Below are 19,965 nucleotides of genomic sequence, written 5' to 3' on the forward strand. Positions count from 1 at the left end.
AAAAAGAAAAGCAATGATCTCAGGAGATAGAACGATGATTACTCTGCGCAAACTCCCACTGGCAGTTGCCGTAGCAGCAGGCGTTATGTCTGTTCAGGCTCTGGCTGTGGATTTCCACGGTTATGCCCGTTCTGGTATCGGCTGGACCGGTAGCGGCGGCCCACAAGAATGTTTCCAGGCAACGGGTGCACAGTCTAAATACCGTCTTGGTAACGAATGTGATACCTACGCTGAAATTAAATTAGGTCAGGAAGTCTGGAAAGAAGCTGATAAGAGTTTCTATTTCGACTCTAACATTGCCTATAACTCGAATCAGTTAAGCGACTGGGAAAACGATAACACCCCAGCAATCCGTGAGTTCAACGTGCAGGGTAAAAATCTGATTGACGCATTGCCAGGCGCCAATATGTGGGCCGGTAAACGTTTCTACCAGCGTCATGACGTGCATATGATCGACTTCTACTACTGGGATATTTCTGGTCCTGGTGCAGGCCTGGAAAACATTGATGTAGGGGTGGGTAAACTGGCATTTGCTGCCACTCGCAACACCGAAGGCGGCGGTTCTGCAGCATCAGGTAAATACAATGCCGATGGTACTCGCAATTATAGCAACAAAGTACCGAACGATACCTATGATGTTCGCTGGTCTGGCCTGGAAATTAACCCAGGCGGTACGCTGGAGTTGGGGGTTGACTATGGCCGCACCAACATTCCAGACGATTACTACCTGCAACCAGGTGCAGCGAAAGATGGTTGGATGGGGACCCTTGAACATACGCAAAGTATGATGAAAGGCTTCAACAAGTTTGTTGTTCAGTATGCTACCGACTCTATGACGTCTAACGGTAAAGGTCGCGCGGAAGGCGGTAGCGTGAACAACGACGGTCACATGATCCGCGTTCTCGACCACGGTGCTATCACTCTGGCGGATCGCTGGGACCTGATGTACGTCGGTATGTACCAGAACCTGGATATGGATGATAACCAAGGTACTGAATGGTACACCGTAGGTGTGCGCCCAATGTTCAAATGGACGCCAATCATGAGTACCCTGCTGGAAGTTGGCTACGACAACGTGAAATCCCAGGAAACGGGCGATCGTAACAGCCAATACAAAATTACCCTGGCACAACAATGGCAGGCAGGTGACAGCATCTGGTCCCGTCCGGCACTACGTGTCTTCGCAACCTATGCTAAGTGGGATGAGAAATGGGGCTATGCCAAAACTACTCCTGGTGGTGATAGCGTAACTCGCTTCGCTATTTCCGATTCTACCAGCAACGGCACCTTCTCCAACAGCCGCGGTAACGACGATGAATTCACCTTTGGTGCCCAGATGGAAATCTGGTGGTAATACGGCGTTAATCTGAAGTGAAGAAATGATGGGGAGTTTGCGACTGAACTCCCCATCATGATTACCCTCTATGCCAATGCCTGTTTCGATGGAAAGCGCTATTGCCTGGCTAACTTTCCACCGATTTCCCATTCGAGGTCTATAAAAATGAAAATGAAAAAAAGTCTCCTCGCACTCTGCCTTTCCGCAGGGTTGCTCGCCAGCGTTCCCGGAATTAGTCTGGCAGATATCAATATCGTTCCGCAGGATGTTTCAGCCGCTCCGTCAATTCCTGAATCTACATTACAAAATCTTGTCTGGACGCCGGTTACCCAAAACAAACTGCATACCACAAACCTTGCGACTGGCGGACAGTCTCTGGGGGTCGCTGACATTATTGGCCCAGTAGCGGCTTACAGCGTTCCGGCGGGTATTGGTGAACTGACTATTACCCTTACTAGCGTCGTTGAAAAAGATACGGTCTTCGCACCAAACGTACTGGTTTTGGATCAAAACCTGCGCCCAGCTGCATACTTCCCAAGCAGTTTCTTTGCCTACCAGGAACCAGGCGTAATGTCTGATAACCGCCTGGAAGGAACGTTTAAATTAACGCCAGCATTGGGGCAGCAAAAACTCTATTTATTGGTCTTCACAACCAGTAAAGATGCACAACAAACCACTAAGATGATTGATCCTGCCAAAGCCTATGCCAAAGGCAATGGTAACGCGATCCCAGATATTCCAGACCCTATTGCGAGCCATGGCACGACAGGCACGCTGAAATTGCGAGTAAAAACCTCTTCTGGTTCAAGCATTTTAGTGGGACCACTCTTTGGTTCATCTGGCCCAGATCCTGTGACTGTGGGTAACACAGCAGCTCCTGCTACCGCTTATGCTGCACCTGTTGCAGCAACAGCCGCAGCGCCAGTAGCCGCCCCAGCTCCTGCCGCGAAAAAAGAACCTGTACTTAGCGATACAGAGAGTTACTTCAACCAGGCTATAAAAGAAGCGGTAGCAAAAGGCGATGTTGATAAAGCCCTGAAACTGCTAGATGAAGCTGAACGCCTGGGATCGACTTCTGCCCGTAAAACCTTTATCAGCAGTGTAAAAGGCAAGGGGTGATCGTTTCCCCGCAGTGCTGATGTTTGAAGTTTGGTGCGCATAGTCATGCGCACCTTTTTTTTGCCCATCATCCTTCTTTATCCTTCGAGCTGACTGGGATTTTGAGTGCAGCCGCCTTGATTCAACGCGAATCATTTAGAAGGCTTCCGTTCTGTTAAATTGTTGTGAGCTTTTGCCTGCCACGCTCTACCTATTCTGCGTTACAATGAAAACCGATTTTGTTTCGGAGAAATTCCCATGTCTGACGCGCTTTCGCCACTGCGCGCCTTACGTTTTGAGGCTACGATCCCTGAGGAGCTGAGCGCGTCGCTTCTTGACTGGTTATTGCTTGAAGACTCAATGACCAAACGCTTCGAGCAATATTGCTCGCGGGTTACCGTTCGCATTGTGCGTGAAGGTTTTTTTGATTCGCGTGCCGACCTTCCTGAAGCTGATATGTTGCCCGAAGCCGAACGTTACTGGCTGCGAGAAGTGGTGCTCTGCGGTGACGATGAGCCGTGGCTGCTGGGGCGCACCGTGGTGCCTGAATCGACCCTTGAAGGTCCTGAACTTGCCTTGCAGCAGCTTGGCACTACGCCGCTTGGGCGTTATCTATTTAATACATCTTCCCTGACACGGGATTTTATTGAGATTGGCCGAAGTGCGGATCTATGGGGGCGTCGTTCCCGCCTGAGATTAGCCGGAAAGCCGTTGATGCTGACCGAGCTGTTCCTTCCCGCATCCCCGCTGTACGAAGAGGAAAAATAATGGAGTGGAGTCTGAAACAGGGCAAATGGCAGGCATATCAACGCCTGATGCGGCTTGATAAACCGATTGGTTCGCTTTTATTGTTATGGCCGACTTTATGGGCGCTGTGGCTTGCGACGCCGGGCGTACCGCCGCTGACGATTTTAGGCGTGTTCGTCGCCGGAGTCTGGATGATGCGCGCCGCCGGATGTGTGGTAAATGATTATGCCGATCGCAAATTTGATGGTCATGTAAAACGTACCGCGCACAGGCCGTTGCCGAGCGGTGCCGTGAGTGAAAAAGAAGCGCGCATATTATTTGTGGTGCTGGTGCTGCTCTCATTTTTACTGGTGCTGACGCTTAACACGATGACGATATTGTTGTCGGTAGCGGGTTTAGCGCTGGCCTGGGTTTATCCCTTCATGAAGCGCTACACCCATTTGCCGCAGGTCGTGTTAGGCGCGGCATTCGGCTGGTCAATCCCGATGGCATTTGCTGCGGTGAGCGAATCTGTCCCGCTGAGCTGCTGGCTGATGTTTTTAACCAACATCTGCTGGGCGGTGGCTTATGACACGCAGTACGCAATGGTTGACCGCGACGACGATCTGAAAATTGGCATTAAATCCACGGCAATACTGTTTGGGCGCTATGACAATCTGATCATCGGTATTTTGCAGGTAGCCGTGTTGGCATTGCTGGTATTGATTGGCTGGCTGAACGGATTGGGCGGGGCTTTCTACTGGTCGATTGCTCTGGCAGGCGCGTTATTTATTCATCAACAACGATTGACGGCTAATCGCGACCGCGATGCCTGTTTCAAAGCATTCCTGAATAATAACTACGTTGGGCTGGTACTGTTTATTGGCCTGGTGCTGAGCTTGATGCACTTCTGATTTGTTGGGCTGGAATGTCGGGTGGCGCTGGCGCTTACCCGACCTACGATTCCAGATACGGCTGCATTTGTAAGGCGGATAAGCGCAAGCGCCATCCGCCATCTACGTTTACTCCACCGCAGCCTGCGACGTCGCACTTTCAATCGTCAAACGCACATCCGGCATGATCAGTTCTGCCAACATCTGGTAGACCTTCATGGTTTCGGTTGGCTCCGCGTCTCCGGTATCGCTGATATAGCCTTCATCACGCAAGGTCAGAACCAGCGAGGTGAAGACCGCTTTATCAAAGAATTCCGGTGCGTTAATGCCATGCAATACCGATAAACGCTGGGCGACGGTGCGGCTTTCGCGCTCCAGTGTTCCACGGTTAATGGATGGATTAGCGCTCAGTAGCCAGAAGGTAATGGCGTAACGTTGCAGCGTTTCACGAACACCCGCAGCCAGTAACTGCATGGTGCGTGAACGAGCCGGATTAATCAGCACTTCATCACCCGCAAGGGTAATCAGTTCCTGACGAACCATCTCGTTAAGCAGCAACTCAATTTCACCAGCGAGTTCAGCGGTGTCCCAGCGCAGGAACAGCTCAGCCTTCAGCATCGGGTAGAGTAATTCAACCTGACGCAGGAGTTCGCTGCGGGAAATATGGCGATGCTGCGTGATGATTGCCGCCAGCAGAGAAGGTAACACCAGCATATGCAGAATGTTGTTGCGGTAATACGTCATTAATACCGCCTGCTCGCGCGGCAGAATAATAATGTCACCGATATTGTCTTTCTCTACTTCAAACTTATTCATCTGCAACGCGTGTTCAATCAACGCTTCTGCCGGTTGGTCTGGTGCAGTTGCATCCGGTGAATACGGCACGTTTCGCAGCAGGCTCAGATAACAGTTGAGCTGCTCGGTCAGTTGTTCACGGGTGAGTGAACGCTGACGCGACGCCAGGAGCGCGGTACAGCACAGGTTCATGGCATTCGCTGCCCCTGCATTGTTAATTCGCACCATCAGCTCGGCGGCAATTTCATTAACCGTTGGCGTCAGCCACGCAGGGCGGATCGATTCGATTGGGTCGATGGAATCGCGCCACTCAGGAACACGCTGGTTCAGGAAGGTCATCAACGGCATCGGTTCGCCGAAGTTAACATAGCCCTGGCCGAGATTACGTAGCTTACTCAGACCACGAACCATCTGCATGAAACCTTCTTTTTCTTTTGTCGCACCGCGCAGTTCTTTGGCGTACGTTCCCACTTCCATTACATGTTCATAGCCAATGTAAATCGGCACTAATGTAATAGGGCGAGTACCGCCGCGCAGCATGGCCTGAATGGTCATCGACAGCGTGCCGGTTTTCGGATCGAGCAAACGACCGGTACGAGAGCGACCACCTTCCACAAAGTATTCAACGGAATAGCCGCGGCTAAACAGTTCGCCAAGATATTCACGGAACACGGTGGAATAGAGTTTGCTGCCCTTAAAAGTACGACGAATAAAGAACGCACCCAGACGGCGGAAAATCGGGCCTGCTGGCCAGAAGTTCAGGTTAATCCCCGCCGCGATGTGCGGAGGCACTAGCCCTTGATGATAAAGCACATAAGACAGCAGCATGTAGTCCATGTGGCTGCGATGGCAGGGCACATAGACAATCTCATGGCCGTCGTGAGCCAGTTGGCGCACGCGTTCTGCATTATGAACGTTGATGCCCTGATACAAACGGTTCCAGGTCAGCCCCAACACGCGGTCAGTTAAACGAACCGCTTCATACGAGAAGTTAGCCGCAATCTCTTCCATTAATGCAACAGCGTTTTGCTGCGCTTTTTCGTGGGAGATTTTCTTACTACGCGCTTCATCTTCTACCGCGCGGGCGATAGCTTTTGAGGCCAAAAGCTTGTTAAACAGATCCTGGCGCACCGGCAGACGCGGCCCGATAGTCGCCAGGCGCTGGCGAGCAAAGTGCATACGCGCCACGCGAGCCAGCTTCTGAGCAATTTTCTTGTCTGTACCGTGATCGGTTGCCATCTGGCGCAGAGAAACAGGTGCGGAGAAACGCACGAAGCTGTCGCGACCCAGCCAGGAAACAGCGAAAAATTTCTGAATGCCGTTTAGCATTTTTAATGGCGGATTCACTTCGCCTTTTTCGCGCCCTGGAGAGCGGCCAAACATCACCGATACCGGCACCATCTGCACATCCAGATTAGGATTGCTGCGGTGCAGGTCGAGGTAATCATGGAACAGCTTAATCGACTCTTCTTTCGGCGTGTAATAAGTGAAGACACGCGGCCCGCCATGGATAAAGACATAGCGTGGCAATAAAGCGCCGTCTATTTCTAACGGCTCCAGAGGATCGGGCAAGTTATGCGCGAGGCATTGCGCGCGCAAGGTTAATAAATCCGCCTTTGAGTTATACGGCAAAACGTACATGATTGGGCGAGTGGGATCTAAGCCCAGTTCGGCCTGTGGATCAGCCGGAATGGACTTGCTCTTTACCAGAACGCCTAATGGTAAATTAAGTAATTTGTAGTAAATTCTTGGCCAGCCTGACATAAACGATGTAAAGCCTCAGGTTAATGATGCAAATTCGCCGCAAGAATATCAGAATCTTGTCTGAATTTCTGTGGCGTTCAACTATTGATAAGCATTGACGCAAATAATTTGAAAAGGTTTCCCTAAATGGCGAGTAGCACCACTGGACTTACCCGTATTATCAAAGCCGCAGGCTATTCATGGAAAGGGCTTAAAGCAGCCTGGATTAACGAAGCCGCTTTTCGTCAAGAAGGCGTCGCCGCGGTTATCGCCATTGCCATTGCCTGCTGGTTAGATGTCGACCCTATTACCCGTATTTTACTGATCGGTTCTGTCGTGCTGGTCATGATTATCGAAATTCTCAATAGCGCGATTGAGGCGCTTGTTGACCGTGTTGGCACGGATTATCACGAACTTTCAGGGCGCGCCAAAGATATGGGCTCTGCCGCTGTATTAATCGCCATTATCCTTGCGGTGATCACCTGGGTCACGCTGCTTTGGCAGCATTTGCGATAGTCTTTCCAGAATAGTTAAGTGCCTGGTTTTTTGCTCAATTTGTGGTTCCAAAATCGCCTTTGACTGTATATACTCACAGCATAACTGTATAAACACCCAGGGGGCGGAATGAAAGCGTTAACTACCAGGCAGCAAGAGGTGTTTGATCTTATTCGGGATCATATCAGCCAGACCGGCATGCCACCGACTCGTGCCGAGATTGCTCAACGTCTGGGGTTCCGTTCTCCGAACGCCGCTGAAGAGCATTTGAAAGCACTTGCCCGTAAAGGCGTGATTGAAATTGTTTCTGGCGCATCACGTGGTATTCGTTTGCTGGTGGAAGAGGTCACAGGTATTCCGCTGGTCGGGCGTGTTGCGGCGGGTGAACCGCTTCTGGCGCAGCAACATATCGAAGGTCACTATCAGGTTGATCCTTCGTTGTTCAAGCCGAATGCTGATTTCTTACTGCGCGTAAGCGGGATGTCCATGAAAGACATCGGCATTATGGATGGCGATCTGCTTGCTGTTCATAAAACTCAGGATGTGCGCAATGGCCAGGTTGTGGTTGCGCGCATTGATGACGAAGTTACCGTTAAGCGCTTAAAGCAGCAGGGTAATACCGTCCATCTGCTGCCAGAAAACAGCGAATTTGAACCGATTATCGTTGACCTGCGTGAGCATAACTTCTCCATCGAAGGCTTGGCGGTTGGGGTTATTCGCAACGGCGACTGGCTGTAAAACTTCTTTAGGCGATGCGCATTCCAGCGCATCGCTATCCTCACTCTCTTTCTGGATTAGCCATGCGATTTTTCTCGACGGCTGATAGCGCGCTCTGGCGCCTCGCCTTACCCATGATTTTTTCCAATATCACCGTTCCCCTGCTTGGCCTGGTGGATACGGCAGTTATTGGTCATTTGGATAGCCCCGTTTATCTCGGCGGTGTCGCTATCGGCGCAACGGCAACCAGCTTCTTATTTATGCTGCTATTGTTTTTGCGCATGAGCACCACGGGTTTAACCGCCCAGGCTTTCGGCGCCAACAATCCCTCAGCTTTAGCGCGTGCTCTGGTTCAGCCTTTAATGCTGGCATTAGGGGCGGGCGCTGCGATTATCCTGTTACGTGACCCGCTGATTTCCCTGGCCCTGCATATCGTTGGTGGTAATCAGGATGTGCTCTGGCAGGCACAGCGTTTTCTTGAGATCCGCTGGCTAAGCGCTCCGGCCTCGCTGGCTAATCTCGTGCTGCTGGGGTGGCTACTGGGTGTTCAATATGCCCGTGCGCCCGTTATTTTGCTGGTTGTGGGGAACGTGCTGAATATTGTGCTCGATGTGTGGCTGGTTATGGGCCTGCATATGAATGTGCAGGGGGCTGCACTGGCGACGGTCACTGCGGAATACGCAACGTTTATCATCGGCCTGTTGATGGTGAAAAAGGTGATGGGGTTGCGCGGCATCAGCGTTGAAATGCTTAAACAATCCTGGCGCGGTAACATCCGGCGTTTACTGGCGCTTAACCGAGACATCATGTTGCGTTCATTGCTGCTCCAGGTGTGTTTCGCATCAGTGACTATTTTTGGGGCGCGTTTAGGCAGTGAAATTGTCGCCGTAAATGCCGTGCTGATGACGCTGTTAACCTTCACGGCCTACGCGCTTGACGGCTTTGCTTACGCCGTTGAAGCCCATTCCGGGCAGGCCTATGGCGCAAAAAATCGAGGGCAATTGCTTGAGGTTTGGGGCGCTGCCTGCCGCCAGTCCGGCTTCGTTGCGCTGATGTTTGTGGTGATATACGCCGTGTTTGGCGAGCATATCGTTTCGTTGCTGACGTCTATTCCTGAACTACAGTTGCAGGCCGATCGCTACTTGCCGTGGCAGATAGTGTTGCCGGTGGTTGGAGTCTGGTGTTATTTGCTGGATGGCATGTTTATTGGTGCCACACGCGGGGCGGAGATGCGTAACAGTATGGCCGTTGCGGCTGCGGGTTTTGGCATAACGTTATTTACCGTTCCGTGGTTGGGTAACCATGGTTTGTGGCTTTCGGTGGCGGTTTTTCTTGCGCTTAGAGGCTTGTCGCTAGGTTGGATTTGGCGTCGCCACTGGCGGGAAAATACCTGGTTCAGCCCTTCCTCAAATTGAGCCGCTTGGTTAAAGATTCTTAATTTTCTCCTTACCGCCATATCGTTGACTACAATTAATTTCACGTCCAGCAGAAACAGGGTGTCAGCCAGTCGGCAGCACCGGGACGTTGTTAACTTTTAGCAGTTCTTAACCGAACGATGAGGATATTACTATGAATAAAGACGAAATCGGCGGTAACTGGAAACAGTTCAAAGGCACAGTAAAAGAGAAATGGGGCAAACTGACTGATGATGACATGACTGTCATTGAAGGGAAACGCGATCAGTTGGTCGGTAAAATCCAGGAACGCTATGGATACCAGAAGGATCAGGCAGAGAAAGAAGTCGGCGAGTGGGAAAGACATAACAAGTATCGCTGGTAATCAGCATCTCTCAGATGTGTAAAATCTCATAGGCTACCCTGCCCAGGTACATGGATGTACCGTTCCCTTTCCCCTCGCAATACATTTCAAACAAAGTTCAAACCAGCCAACCTAGCGCGATTTTTTCTTCGACTGAATTGAGTGATCGTGCTCGCACGCATCATGATGGCTACAGGCTTCAACTTCCGCACACGTACTGCACAAACCATGCGCTTCAATCACATTATGCTGTAAAGCAAAACCCAACTGCGCCGCCAGTTGGTGCATGATGTCTTCTACGCCTTGTGCAGCATGCTCTTTCACCGCTCCGCATCTATCGCAGATAAACATCGCTGAAGAGTGCGTTGGCTGATCGATCAGGTGACACAAAACATAACTATTCGTTGACTCTACACGGTGTACAAAACCTTGTTCGAGAAGAAAATCGAGCGCACGATAGACCGTTGGGGGTTTAGCTTGCGGTTCACTGGCGCGTAATAAATCCAGCAAATCATAAGCGCTGATCGCACCCGCTTGCTGCGTCAGCAAACGCAGCACTTCAAGGCGTTGTGGCGTCAGGCGCACATTACGCTGCTCGCATAGTTTTTCAGCCTGCGCTAACACGTTTTGTGAAGTCGTGATGTCCATCAGCATTCCCCTGTAGATTAGCCCTACACTCTATCACAACGTGCAAAAAACGCCGAATGGTGCGCCATTCTGGTCACATCCTTTTGAGATGACTATCCCGGAGTTGGTTATGAATAAACCTGATTGCATTCGCCACTGGCAAGAACTGGAAGGTGAGGACGACTCAACTTACCCGGACAGCGCTGAGCGATTTTCTATTGGCGCGCCACTGGCTCGTAAACTGGGTTTAACACGCCTGGGGATCCACCATGAGCGTCTGTTACCGGGCCGTCGAACTTCCTATCCACATGCGGAAAGCAGCGAAGAAGAGTTCGCCTACGTTCTGGAAGGGCACCCGCAGGTGTGGATCAACGGGCATCTTTATTCCCTGGAGCCCGGCGATAGCGTTGGTTTCCCGGCTGGAACTGGCGTTTGCCATACTTTTATTAATAATACGGAACATGAAGTTCGGCTGCTGATTGTCGGCGAAGCAAACAAAGCTGAAAACAGAATTTACTACCCGTTAAATGCGAGCTATGCCGCACAACGCCAGGATAGATGGATTGATCATCCCCCGCAGTTTTTCGGCCCGCATAATGGTCTGCCTTCACGAAAACCGAACGGTAAACTATAAATAAGTTTGCATGGAAATTTTGAACTCATAATCCCCACGGATAGAAATGGGATTTTAATGGGCGAAACAGCCCACTTTTAAGCTTTTTATTCACAGCAATAGTCCGCCTCGGTTCAGTCATAACTGGCAGGGGCAAATTTTTATATCTGTTAACAGACGGACGAGCGGTGAATGAAAAAAACTAAAACTCTGGTGGCGCTCAGCGCTGCATCTTTATTTGTGGCAAATCACGCCAGCGCGGCGGGTACCTGGTCAGAAGCACGTAGTGATGCAATGGGGGGAACGGGAGTTGCCTCTGCAAGTTACGGAAGTGGGGTATTAACAAACCCTGCATTACTGGCAAAAGCAAAGCAGGACGACTCGGTGACCGTTATTTTGCCGTCTGTCAGTGCGCAAATTACGGATAAAGATAATCTGCAAGATCAGATTGATGACATCAGCGATAAGGTCGACCAATACAAAGACGTTATCGACGATCTAACCCTGCAGGATATCCTTCTCAATCCCGGTGGTTCACTCAATCAATTACAAAGTGCGGCGGGAGATCTGGCGGGAGAGCTCGAAGACCTGCGAGGGAAAACGGCGCAAGCCAAAGCGGGGGCCAGCATTGCCGTAAGCATTCCCAACGATGTACTTTCGATGGCGTTTGTCGCAAAAGCCTACGCCCGAGCGCACGTCAATTCTTCTATCGATCAGCAGGATATTGATTATCTGCACGGCATCGAAAATTCCGATGTTGTTGCCGGTGGCGTAGCTTTGGATGCCGCAATCAATGGCTCTGATACCATCACCCGCAATTTAAACTCTACAGCTTCTGGCCGCGCGGCTATCGTTTCTGACTATGGTGTGGCGCTGGCGAAGCAATTTGATCTTGGCGGTGTGCCGGTTTCCGTGGGCGTGACGCCGAAGCTACAAAAAACCTGGCTGTATAACTACACCACATCGATTTATGCCTATGACAGCAATGACTGGAACAGTAGCCGCTACCGTAATGACGATACGGGTTTCAACGTGGATGCGGGTCTGGCGGCCGATTTTGGAGAAAACTGGACGCTAGGCCTGAGTGGACAGAACTTGATCTCACGTGACATTGATACCAAGGACGTCCTCATTACCAATGGCAGAACGGGTGAAACAGTAAACTACAAAGACACCTACCAGATTCGCCCATTAGTGACGGCTGGCGCGGCCTGGCATAACGATCTTATTACCCTTAGCGCCGATGGCGATCTCACTGAAACCAAAGGTTTCAAAAGCGAAGAAAATTCGCAGTACGTTGGCGTGGGTGCGGAAGTCCGTCCGCTCTCATGGCTCGCGGTGCGGGCTGGCTATCGCGCAGATGTGAAATCAAACGACAGCAACGTTTTTACCGGTGGCGTCGGTTTTGCACCGTTTAATCGTGTTCATGTCGATTTAATGGGGCTGTACGGCGAAGACGAAACATGGGGGGCGGGCGCACAACTCAGCGTCACTTTCTGATGAATTAAGCCGTCGGGACGAGCGGGTGTCCCGACGCTGCTTTATGCTATAGTAGCGACCCTTTTTTAACCGTAGCCCGTAAACGCCAGTGCCTATGTCCTCACAAACCAACCAGACACCTTTCCAGCCGCATCGTTTCTCTATTGCCCCGATGCTTGACTGGACCGACCGCCACTGCCGCTATTTTTTGCGCCAGCTATCAAGCCAGACGCTGCTGTACACCGAAATGGTGACAACCGGCGCGATCATTCACGGCAAAGGGGATTATCTGGCGTACAGCGAGGACGAGCATCCCATCGCGTTGCAGCTAGGCGGCAGCGATCCGGCAGCCCTTGCGATTTGTGCGAAACAGGCTGAAGAACGCGGTTACGATGAAATTAACCTGAACGTGGGCTGCCCGTCTGACCGCGTGCAAAACGGCATGTTTGGTGCGTGTCTGATGGCAGACGCCCAGCGCGTTGCCGACTGCATCAAAGCAATGCGTGACGTGGTTTCCATTCCCGTCACGGTCAAAACGCGTATCGGCATTGATGACCAGGACAGCTATGAATTTCTGTGCGATTTCATCGGCACGGTAGCCGGGAAGGGTGAATGCGAGATGTTTATCATCCATGCGCGTAAAGCCTGGCTTTCTGGTTTAAGTCCAAAAGAAAACCGTGAAATTCCACCGCTGGATTACCCGCGTGTATACCAGTTGAAGCGTGATTTCCCGCACCTGACGATGGCCATCAACGGCGGCATTAAAACGCTGGAAGAGGCAAAAGCCCATCTGGAACATATGGATGGCGTAATGGTTGGGCGCGAAGCCTATCAGAACCCAGGTCTGCTTACAGCGGTCGATCGTGAGATTTTCGGCATTGACTCGCCGGAAGTCGATACCGTTGCTGCGGTTCGTGCCATGTATCCGTATATCGAGCGCGAACTGGCAAACGGCACTTATTTAGGGCATGTCACTCGCCATATGCTTGGTTTATTCCAGGGCATTCCAGGCGCTCGCCAGTGGCGACGTTATCTGAGCGAAAATGCCCACAAAGCCGGTGCCGGCATTTCAGTGGTTGAACATGCTTTGTCCTTGGTTGCGGATAAGCGCTGATATTTAACCGTAATAGTTGGGTGAATTACTCAGGTACTGCGGAGTTGATCACAACCTGGTATCTTTCTGGCTAAGTTTGCAGGTTGCGGCATATCAATTATTTACCAAATCTGACAATATTAACGGGTTGCGAAAAAACGAATTCATCGCGCTGTACCCTACATACTGTGCGAACAAAAAAAGAATGGGCTTCCCTCGGGAAGCCCAAATTCTTTTAGGGAATCAGTAAACTAGAGCCTTGTGTGCTGCGGCTTTCCAGCGTTTTATGAGCAAGAGCAGCATCCCGCAGGGCAAACTTCTGATTTTCAGCGACATCCACTTTTATCACGCCGCTGGCGATTAACGAGAACAACTCGTTGCAGGCTTCTTCCAGCTCCTCGCGCGTGGTCACGTAACCATTCAATGACGGGCGAGTAACATACAGCGAGCCTTTCTGGTTCAGAATACCCAGATTCACACCCGTAACCGGGCCCGAAGAGTTACCAAAACTCACCATCAAACCCTGTCGTTGCAGGCAATCCAACGACGATTCCCAGGTATCTTTGCCCACCGAGTCATAAACCACCGCGACTTTTTTACCCCCGGTAATCTCTTTAACACGCTCAACCAGATTCTCTTCGCGATAGTTAATCGTCTGCCACGCACCGGCATTTTTGGCGCGTTCCGCTTTTTGTGCGGAGCCCACGGTACCAATCAGTTTTGCCCCCAGCGCTTTGGCCCACTGACATGCGATTAACCCAACGCCGCCTGCGGCCGCATGGAACAAGAAAACTTCATTGGCTTTGATATCGTAAGTTTTGCGCAGCAGATAATAGACGGTTAAGCCCTTGAGGAACGACGCGGCGGCTTGTTCGAAGGAGATAGCATCCGGGAGTTTCGCTGCTTTGTCCGCCTGCACGTTATGAACACTGCTGTACGCGCCTAAGCCAGACTGCGCGTAGACCACGCGATCGCCGACTTTAAGATGAGTTACCGCCCCGCCGACTTTGCTCACCACCCCCGCAGCCTCGGTGCCGAGCCCACTTGGCAGCATCGGCGGTGGATATAAACCACTGCGGATATAGGTATCGATGTAGTTGATACCTATCGCTTTGTTTTCAACTTGCACTTCGTGTTCTGCGGGGGATGTCGGGGTAAAATTAACGACTTTTAAGACTTCCGGCCCGCCGTGCTGACTAAATTCAATGCGTGTTGCCATGAGAACTCCTTCTGTTTCCTCGGAGGGAGATAGAGTAAACTCTCGTCTCTCTTATCTGATTTTGGTAACTCCCTCACTATGGCAGGAAATAAACCCTTCAACAAACCGAAAGAACCCCGCGATCGTCAGATGGAAGGGCTGAAAATGCCGCCACATTCTCTGGAAGCGGAGCAGTCGGTATTGGGCGGTTTAATGCTGGATAACGAACGCTGGGACAACGTTTCCGAGCGCGTCGTGGCCAACGACTTTTTCAGCCGTCCGCACCGCATGATTTTCACCGAAATGCAGCGTTTGCTGGAGATGAGCAAGCCTATCGACCTGATCACGCTCTCGGAATCCCTTGAATTACAGGGAAACCTGGAAAGCGTAGGCGGGTTCGCCTATCTGGCAGAGTTATCTAAAAACACGCCAAGTGCGGCGAACATCAGCGCTTATGCTGATATCGTGCGTGAACGTGCGGTTGTCCGTGAAATGATTGCCGTGGCGAATGAAATCGCCGATGCCGGTTACGATCCGCAAGGGCGTACCAGCGAAGATTTGCTCGACCTCGCCGAATCGCGCGTGTTCCAGATTGCTGAAAGCCGCGCCAACAAAGACGAAGGGCCTAAAAGCATCGACCAAATCCTTGAAGCTACCGTCTCGCGTATCGAATCGCTTTACCAGACGCCGCACGATGGCGTAACGGGTGTCGATACGGGCTATCAAGACCTGAACAAGAAAACCGCAGGTCTGCAAAAATCGGATCTGATCATCGTGGCGGCGCGTCCGTCGATGGGTAAAACCACCTTCGCCATGAACCTGTGCGAAAACGCCGCGATGTTGCAGGAAAAACCGGTGCTGATTTTCAGCCTTGAGATGCCCGGCGAACAGATCATGATGCGTATGCTGGCGTCACTTTCCCGCGTCGACCAAACCAAAATCCGTACCGGTCAGTTGGATGATGAAGACTGGGCGCGTATTTCGAGCACCATGGGTATCTTGCTTGAGAAGCGCAATATGTACATCGACGACTCCTCCGGCCTGACGCCAACCGAAGTTCGCTCCCGTGCGCGCCGTATCTATCGTGAACATGGCGGCCTGAGCCTGATTATGATCGACTACCTTCAGTTGATGCGCGTCCCGTCGCTTTCTGACAACCGAACGCTGGAAATCGCCGAGATCTCTCGCTCGCTAAAAGCGCTGGCAAAAGAGCTCCAGGTGCCTGTCGTGGCGCTCTCGCAGCTTAACCGCTCCCTGGAACAACGTGCCGATAAACGCCCGGTAAACTCCGACTTGCGTGAATCCGGCTCCATCGAGCAGGATGCCGACTTAATCATGTTTATCTATCGCGACGAAGTTTATAACGACAACAGCGACGAGAAAGGCATCGCGCAAATCATCCTCGGTAAACAGCGTAACGGCCCGATCGGCACCGTGCGCCTGACGTTCAACGGCCAGTGGTCACGCTTTGATAACTATGCGGGCCCGCAATACGACGAAGACTAAATCCTCGTCATCCTTCAAGCCACACCTGCGTTGGCTGCACTCACTCACCCGAATCACTTACGTGAGTAAGCTCATCGGGATGAGCTCCCTGGCCGCCTTGTTGTGACTCGAATGATTGAGAGGATTGGTGAGAATAAATAACTATTTTGGCAAGGAATAAACATGCAAGCGGCAACCGTAAAAATTAACCGCCGCGCTCTGCGACACAACCTGCAACGCCTGCGTGAACTGGCACCCGCCAGCCGTATGGTGGCGGTAGTGAAAGCAAACGCATATGGGCATGGTCTGCTGGAGACCGCCCAAACCCTGACCGACGCCGATGCTTTTGGCGTGGCGCGTCTCGAAGAAGGCGTTCGCCTGCGGACGGGCGGCATTACTCAGCCCATTCTGCTGCTGGAAGGCTTCTTTAACGCAAGCGACCTCCCGACCATCGCCGAGCAGAATTTCCAGACCGCCGTTCACTGCATCGAACAGCTCGAAGCGCTGGAACAGGCGGAATTAAGCCAGCCGATTACCGTGTGGATGAAACTCGATACCGGCATGCACCGCCTGGGCATCCTGCCGGAAGAAGCCGAAGCGTTTTATCAGCGGCTTTCACGCTGTAAAAATGTCAGCCAGCCGGTGAATATCGTCAGCCATTTTGCCCGTGCAGATGAACCTGAATCTGACGCCACACCGCGCCAACTCGATATCTTTAACTCGTTTACCGCAGGTAAACCCGGCCAGCGTTCTATTGGCGCGTCTGGCGGAATTTTACTGTGGCCGGAATCGCATCTGGATTGGGTGCGTCCAGGCATCATTCTTTACGGTGTTTCTCCGCTGGAGCAAAAACCGTGGGGCGTGGACTTTGGCTTCCAGCCGGTGATGTCGCTGACATCCAGCCTGATTGCCGTTCGCGCGCACAAAGCCGGGGAAGCGGTCGGTTACGGCGGCACCTGGATTGCTGAACGCGACACGCGTTTGGGCGTGGTTGCCATTGGTTACGGGGACGGTTATCCGCGTGCGGCGCCATCGGGTACACCCGTGCTGGTCAATGGTCGTGAAGTGCCGATTGTCGGGCGCGTGGCGATGGACATGATTTGTGTCGATCTCGGCCCGCAGTCAGAAGAAAAAGTCGGTGATAGCGTGGTGATGTGGGGAGAAAATCTTCCGGTTGAGCGCATTGCAGAAATCACAAAAGTAAGTGCTTACGAACTTATCACCCGGCTGACGTCAAGGGTGGCGATGGAGTATCTAGACTAAACGTTTCGGTGGATGGCGCTATCGCTTATCCACCCTACAAACTCGGTTTTCGTAGGTCTGGTAAGGCGCAAGCCGCCACCCTACAAATCGCACAGTGCCGCATATCACGTAGGTCTGGTAAGGCGCAAGCCGCCACCCTACAAATCGCACAGTGCCGCATATCACGTAGGTCGGGTAAGGCGCAAGCCGCCACCCTACAAATCGCATAGTGCCGCATATCACGTAGGTCGGGTAAGGCGTAAGCCGCCACCCGACGTTCGGCATCCGACAAAATATCGCCAGACTCACCAAACCTCTCGATCTCCCCCCAGCTTCCGGTTTACAGTGGTTACCCGCGACACTGTAAACCAGGAGAACCTCACCGTGTTTCAAAAAGTTGACGCCTATGCTGGCGACCCCATCCTTTCCTTAATGGAACGTTTCAAAGTTGATCCACGCAGTGAAAAGGTAAACCTCAGCATTGGTCTTTATTACAACGAAGATGGGGTTATCCCGCAGTTACAGGCCGTCGCGCAAGCAGAAGAGCGCCTGAATGCCCAGCCGCACGGCGCGTCTCTTTATCTGCCGATGGAAGGGCTGAACACCTACCGCAGCGCCATTGCACCTTTGCTGTTCGGGGCTGAACATCCAGCCTTGCTTGAGGGGCGTATCGCCTCTATTCAAACGCTTGGCGGCTCTGGTGCGCTAAAAGTCGGCGCAGACTTCCTGAAAACGTATTTCCCAAATTCGCAGGTCTGGGTCAGCGACCCTACCTGGGAAAACCACGTTGCTATCTTTGGCGGCGCGGGTTTTGAAGTGAACACCTATCCGTGGTTCGATACCGAAACTAACGGTGTGCGTTTTGAAGCGTTGCTGGAAACCCTGCAAACGCTGCCTGCGCAAAGCATTGTGCTGCTGCATCCGTGCTGTCATAACCCAACGGGTGCTGACCTGACAGAGGCCCAGTGGGATGCCGTTGTCGAAATCCTTAAAGCTCGCGAGCTGATTCCGTTCCTCGATATTGCATACCAGGGCTTCGGTGCCGGTATGGAAGAAGATGCCTATGCGATTCGCGCAATTGCCCGCGCCGGGCTGCCTGCGTTGGTCAGCAACTCTTTCTCTAAGATTTTCTCCCTGTACGGCGAGCGTGTCGGTGGACTTTCGGTGGTGTGTGAAAATGCTGAAACGGCGGGCCGCGTCCTGGGCCAGTTGAAAGCGACAGTACGCCGGAACTACTCCAGCCCACCAAACTTTGGTGCGCAGGTTGTGGCCGCCGTGCTTAACGATGAGCAACTGAAAGCCAACTGGTTGGCCGAAGTTGAAACCATGCGCCGCCGTATTCTCGATATGCGCCAGGCTCTGGTCTCAGTTTTGAAGGCTGAGATGCCAGACCGTAACTTTGATTATCTGCTGCAACAGCGCGGCATGTTCAGCTACACCGGCCTGAGTGCCGCTCAGGTTGATCGCTTGCGCGATGAGTTTGGCGTGTACCTGATTGCCAGCGGCCGTATGTGTGTCGCCGGGCTTAACAGCAATAACGTACACCGCGTAGCGAAGGCGTTTTCGGCTGTAATGTAAGTACTCGCTTACCAGGGGAGGGAGATTTAACTCCTCCACCTGGTAAGGGGGAGGCTGGGTGGGGGTCATTAAGGAAAAGGTTGGAAAGAGATTGGTTTTCCACGCATTTCCCATTCTGTGATCATCACCTTTTTCTATGACAAATCCTGAAAAATTCCTTTTACTGCCAGCCGCTGAAAGGTATGGTCGGGTAGATTTTTGACCAGTCATTCTACTTTCTAACGATAAAAATTAACGATCATAAAAGGGAAAACGATGCGCAAAATTACGCTGGCATTGAGTGCCGCTTGTTTATTACTAGGATTAAATCAGTCGGTTATTGCGAAGGTTTCTGCACCTGCGCCGCTGAATCCTGGCGTCACCGTTGCGGAACTGGCGCAACAAGTTCCGGTTCACTGGGTCTCTGTCGCGCAAATTGAAAATAGCCTGTTAGGGCGCGAACCGATGGCCGTTGGGTTCGATATCGACGACACGGTGCTTTTCTCAAGCCCCGGCTTTTACCGCGGGCAGAAAGAGTTTTCACCCGGCAAACAGGATTACCTGAAAAACCCTGAGTTCTGGGAAAAGATGAACAACGGCTGGGATGACTTCAGTATGCCGAAAGAGGTGGCGAGAAATCTTATCGCGATGCACCTCAAACGTGGCGACAGCATCTATTTTGTGACGGGTCGCAGCCAGACTAAAACAGAAACCGTGACCCAAACGCTCCAGAACGATTTCCAGATCCCACAGGCGGAGGTAAACCCAGTTATTTTTGCGGGCGATCACCCCGGCCAAAATACGAAAACACAGTGGCTAAAAGATAAGAAAATCAAAATATTCTACGGCGATTCAGATGGCGATATTACTGCGGCACAAGATGTAGGCGCACGTGGCATTCGTCTGTTACGCGCTTCGAACTCCAGCTATCAACCTTTACCAAAAGCCGGTGCGTTTGGTGAAGAGGTGATTGTTAACTCCGAATATTAATTTTTCCAACCATTCAACACGGCGATGTGCAAAAGCAGATCGCCGTTTTTTTCATCAAAAATCCCCCGTTGAATTTTACTTTTGGCGAGTTGTTCGCACACTTAAAAAGACCATCTTCTT

18 protein-coding genes are annotated in these 19,965 nt (G+C 51.8%); 15 read left to right on the plus strand and 3 right to left on the minus strand.

The genetic code is table 11. The annotated features are described in order from the left end of the window. Window positions 1–13 precede the first annotated feature (13 nt). The 4 genes from AB1E22_RS10910 to ubiA all read left to right on the plus strand — a co-directional run bounded on the left by AB1E22_RS10910 (window position 14) and on the right by ubiA (window position 4,074). Window positions 14–1,354, plus strand: coding sequence for a maltoporin (locus AB1E22_RS10910; RefSeq protein WP_367595336.1), 1,341 nt, complete (start codon window positions 14–16; stop codon window positions 1,352–1,354). Window positions 1,355–1,501: 147 nt separating this feature from the next. Then, window positions 1,502–2,455, plus strand: a complete 954-nt coding sequence (malM, locus tag AB1E22_RS10915; protein ID WP_367595337.1) for a maltose operon protein MalM — start codon at window positions 1,502–1,504, stop codon at window positions 2,453–2,455. A 237-nt stretch (window positions 2,456–2,692) separates the two neighbouring features. Further along, a complete protein-coding gene (ubiC, locus tag AB1E22_RS10920) occupies window positions 2,693–3,202 on the plus strand; it encodes a chorismate lyase (RefSeq protein ID WP_367595338.1) in 510 nt (169 codons plus the stop codon). Further along, a complete protein-coding gene (gene ubiA, locus AB1E22_RS10925) occupies window positions 3,202–4,074 on the plus strand; it encodes a 4-hydroxybenzoate octaprenyltransferase (RefSeq protein ID WP_367595340.1) in 873 nt (290 codons plus the stop codon). The genes ubiC and ubiA overlap by 1 nt, the downstream gene beginning before the upstream one ends. A 108-nt stretch (window positions 4,075–4,182) precedes the next feature. Here ubiA and plsB read toward each other — a convergent pair whose 3' ends face one another. Next, a complete protein-coding gene (gene plsB / locus AB1E22_RS10930) occupies window positions 4,183–6,612 on the minus strand; it encodes a glycerol-3-phosphate 1-O-acyltransferase PlsB (protein WP_367595341.1) in 2,430 nt (809 codons plus the stop codon). A 126-nt stretch (window positions 6,613–6,738) separates the two neighbouring features. Here plsB and AB1E22_RS10935 point away from each other — a divergent pair, with 126 nt between their 5' ends. The 4 genes from AB1E22_RS10935 to AB1E22_RS10950 all read left to right on the plus strand — a co-directional run bounded on the left by AB1E22_RS10935 (window position 6,739) and on the right by AB1E22_RS10950 (window position 9,582). After that, complete coding sequence (locus tag AB1E22_RS10935) at window positions 6,739–7,107, plus strand: diacylglycerol kinase (protein WP_367595342.1); 369 nt, start codon at window positions 6,739–6,741, stop codon at window positions 7,105–7,107. 108 nt (window positions 7,108–7,215) lie between these two features. After that, window positions 7,216–7,824, plus strand: a complete 609-nt coding sequence (gene lexA, locus AB1E22_RS10940) for a transcriptional repressor LexA (RefSeq protein WP_367595343.1) — start codon at window positions 7,216–7,218, stop codon at window positions 7,822–7,824. A gap of 62 nt (window positions 7,825–7,886) precedes the next feature. Next, on the plus strand, window positions 7,887–9,218 hold the full coding sequence (dinF, locus tag AB1E22_RS10945) for an MATE family efflux transporter DinF (RefSeq protein ID WP_367595344.1): 1,332 nt from the start codon (window positions 7,887–7,889) through the stop codon (window positions 9,216–9,218). A 154-nt stretch (window positions 9,219–9,372) separates the two neighbouring features. Further along, a complete protein-coding gene (locus AB1E22_RS10950) occupies window positions 9,373–9,582 on the plus strand; it encodes a CsbD family protein (RefSeq protein ID WP_367595345.1) in 210 nt (69 codons plus the stop codon). Between the two features lie 111 nt (window positions 9,583–9,693). On the opposite strand, the gene zur is transcribed toward AB1E22_RS10950, so the two are convergent. Continuing rightward, entirely contained in the window at window positions 9,694–10,209 is a 516-nt protein-coding gene (zur, locus tag AB1E22_RS10955; RefSeq protein ID WP_367595346.1) for a zinc uptake transcriptional repressor Zur, read from the minus strand. A gap of 109 nt (window positions 10,210–10,318) precedes the next feature. On the opposite strand from zur, the gene AB1E22_RS10960 reads away from it, so the two are divergent. The 3 genes from AB1E22_RS10960 to dusA all read left to right on the plus strand — a co-directional run bounded on the left by AB1E22_RS10960 (window position 10,319) and on the right by dusA (window position 13,394). After that, on the plus strand, window positions 10,319–10,822 hold the full coding sequence (locus AB1E22_RS10960; RefSeq protein ID WP_367595347.1) for a cupin domain-containing protein: 504 nt from the start codon (window positions 10,319–10,321) through the stop codon (window positions 10,820–10,822). A 171-nt stretch (window positions 10,823–10,993) separates the two neighbouring features. Beyond that, window positions 10,994–12,301: a conjugal transfer protein TraF gene (locus AB1E22_RS10965; RefSeq protein WP_367595348.1), complete on the plus strand. Its 1,308-nt coding sequence runs from the start codon at window positions 10,994–10,996 to the stop codon at window positions 12,299–12,301. Between the two features lie 94 nt (window positions 12,302–12,395). Then, window positions 12,396–13,394 carry a tRNA dihydrouridine(20/20a) synthase DusA gene (gene dusA, locus AB1E22_RS10970; RefSeq protein ID WP_367595349.1) on the plus strand — a complete coding sequence of 333 codons (999 nt, stop codon included), beginning with the start codon at window positions 12,396–12,398 and terminating at the stop codon, window positions 13,392–13,394. Between the two features lie 214 nt (window positions 13,395–13,608). Here dusA and AB1E22_RS10975 read toward each other — a convergent pair whose 3' ends face one another. Next, on the minus strand, window positions 13,609–14,592 hold the full coding sequence (locus AB1E22_RS10975; protein WP_367595350.1) for a quinone oxidoreductase: 984 nt from the start codon (window positions 14,590–14,592) through the stop codon (window positions 13,609–13,611). A 78-nt stretch (window positions 14,593–14,670) separates the two neighbouring features. On the opposite strand from AB1E22_RS10975, the gene dnaB reads away from it, so the two are divergent. From dnaB to aphA, 4 genes are all read left to right on the plus strand, one after another. Beyond that, on the plus strand, window positions 14,671–16,077 hold the full coding sequence (gene dnaB / locus AB1E22_RS10980) for a replicative DNA helicase (protein WP_367595351.1): 1,407 nt from the start codon (window positions 14,671–14,673) through the stop codon (window positions 16,075–16,077). Window positions 16,078–16,239: 162 nt separating this feature from the next. Further along, window positions 16,240–17,319 carry an alanine racemase gene (gene alr, locus AB1E22_RS10985; protein WP_367595352.1) on the plus strand — a complete coding sequence of 360 codons (1,080 nt, stop codon included), beginning with the start codon at window positions 16,240–16,242 and terminating at the stop codon, window positions 17,317–17,319. Between the two features lie 363 nt (window positions 17,320–17,682). Then, window positions 17,683–18,876, plus strand: a complete 1,194-nt coding sequence (gene tyrB / locus AB1E22_RS10990; RefSeq protein WP_367595353.1) for an aromatic amino acid transaminase — start codon at window positions 17,683–17,685, stop codon at window positions 18,874–18,876. 255 nt (window positions 18,877–19,131) lie between these two features. Then, complete coding sequence (gene aphA / locus AB1E22_RS10995; protein ID WP_367595355.1) at window positions 19,132–19,845, plus strand: acid phosphatase AphA; 714 nt, start codon at window positions 19,132–19,134, stop codon at window positions 19,843–19,845. Window positions 19,846–19,965 lie beyond the last annotated feature (120 nt).

It is taken from the genome of Buttiauxella gaviniae, assembly GCF_040786275.1.
GTDB lineage: Bacteria > Pseudomonadota > Gammaproteobacteria > Enterobacterales > Enterobacteriaceae > Buttiauxella > Buttiauxella gaviniae_A.

What these genes read in the sequence shown, in the direction of transcription:
- AB1E22_RS10960 (WP_367595347.1), top strand. Translation starts at nt 10,319, where the DNA reads ATGAATAAACCTGATTGCATTCGCCACTGGCAAGAACTGGAAGGTGAG.
- plsB (WP_367595341.1), bottom strand. Translation starts at nt 6,612, where the DNA reads ATGTCAGGCTGGCCAAGAATTTACTACAAATTACTTAATTTACCATTA.
- AB1E22_RS10975 (WP_367595350.1), bottom strand. Translation starts at nt 14,592, where the DNA reads ATGGCAACACGCATTGAATTTAGTCAGCACGGCGGGCCGGAAGTCTTA.
- AB1E22_RS10965 (WP_367595348.1), top strand. Translation starts at nt 10,994, where the DNA reads ATGAAAAAAACTAAAACTCTGGTGGCGCTCAGCGCTGCATCTTTATTT.
- aphA (WP_367595355.1), top strand. Translation starts at nt 19,132, where the DNA reads ATGCGCAAAATTACGCTGGCATTGAGTGCCGCTTGTTTATTACTAGGA.
- malM (WP_367595337.1), top strand. Translation starts at nt 1,502, where the DNA reads ATGAAAATGAAAAAAAGTCTCCTCGCACTCTGCCTTTCCGCAGGGTTG.
- dinF (WP_367595344.1), top strand. Translation starts at nt 7,887, where the DNA reads ATGCGATTTTTCTCGACGGCTGATAGCGCGCTCTGGCGCCTCGCCTTA.
- AB1E22_RS10935 (WP_367595342.1), top strand. Translation starts at nt 6,739, where the DNA reads ATGGCGAGTAGCACCACTGGACTTACCCGTATTATCAAAGCCGCAGGC.
- zur (WP_367595346.1), bottom strand. Translation starts at nt 10,209, where the DNA reads ATGGACATCACGACTTCACAAAACGTGTTAGCGCAGGCTGAAAAACTA.
- dnaB (WP_367595351.1), top strand. Translation starts at nt 14,671, where the DNA reads ATGGCAGGAAATAAACCCTTCAACAAACCGAAAGAACCCCGCGATCGT.
- AB1E22_RS10950 (WP_367595345.1), top strand. Translation starts at nt 9,373, where the DNA reads ATGAATAAAGACGAAATCGGCGGTAACTGGAAACAGTTCAAAGGCACA.
- ubiA (WP_367595340.1), top strand. Translation starts at nt 3,202, where the DNA reads ATGGAGTGGAGTCTGAAACAGGGCAAATGGCAGGCATATCAACGCCTG.
- alr (WP_367595352.1), top strand. Translation starts at nt 16,240, where the DNA reads ATGCAAGCGGCAACCGTAAAAATTAACCGCCGCGCTCTGCGACACAAC.
- ubiC (WP_367595338.1), top strand. Translation starts at nt 2,693, where the DNA reads ATGTCTGACGCGCTTTCGCCACTGCGCGCCTTACGTTTTGAGGCTACG.
- AB1E22_RS10910 (WP_367595336.1), top strand. Translation starts at nt 14, where the DNA reads ATGATCTCAGGAGATAGAACGATGATTACTCTGCGCAAACTCCCACTG.
- dusA (WP_367595349.1), top strand. Translation starts at nt 12,396, where the DNA reads ATGTCCTCACAAACCAACCAGACACCTTTCCAGCCGCATCGTTTCTCT.
- lexA (WP_367595343.1), top strand. Translation starts at nt 7,216, where the DNA reads ATGAAAGCGTTAACTACCAGGCAGCAAGAGGTGTTTGATCTTATTCGG.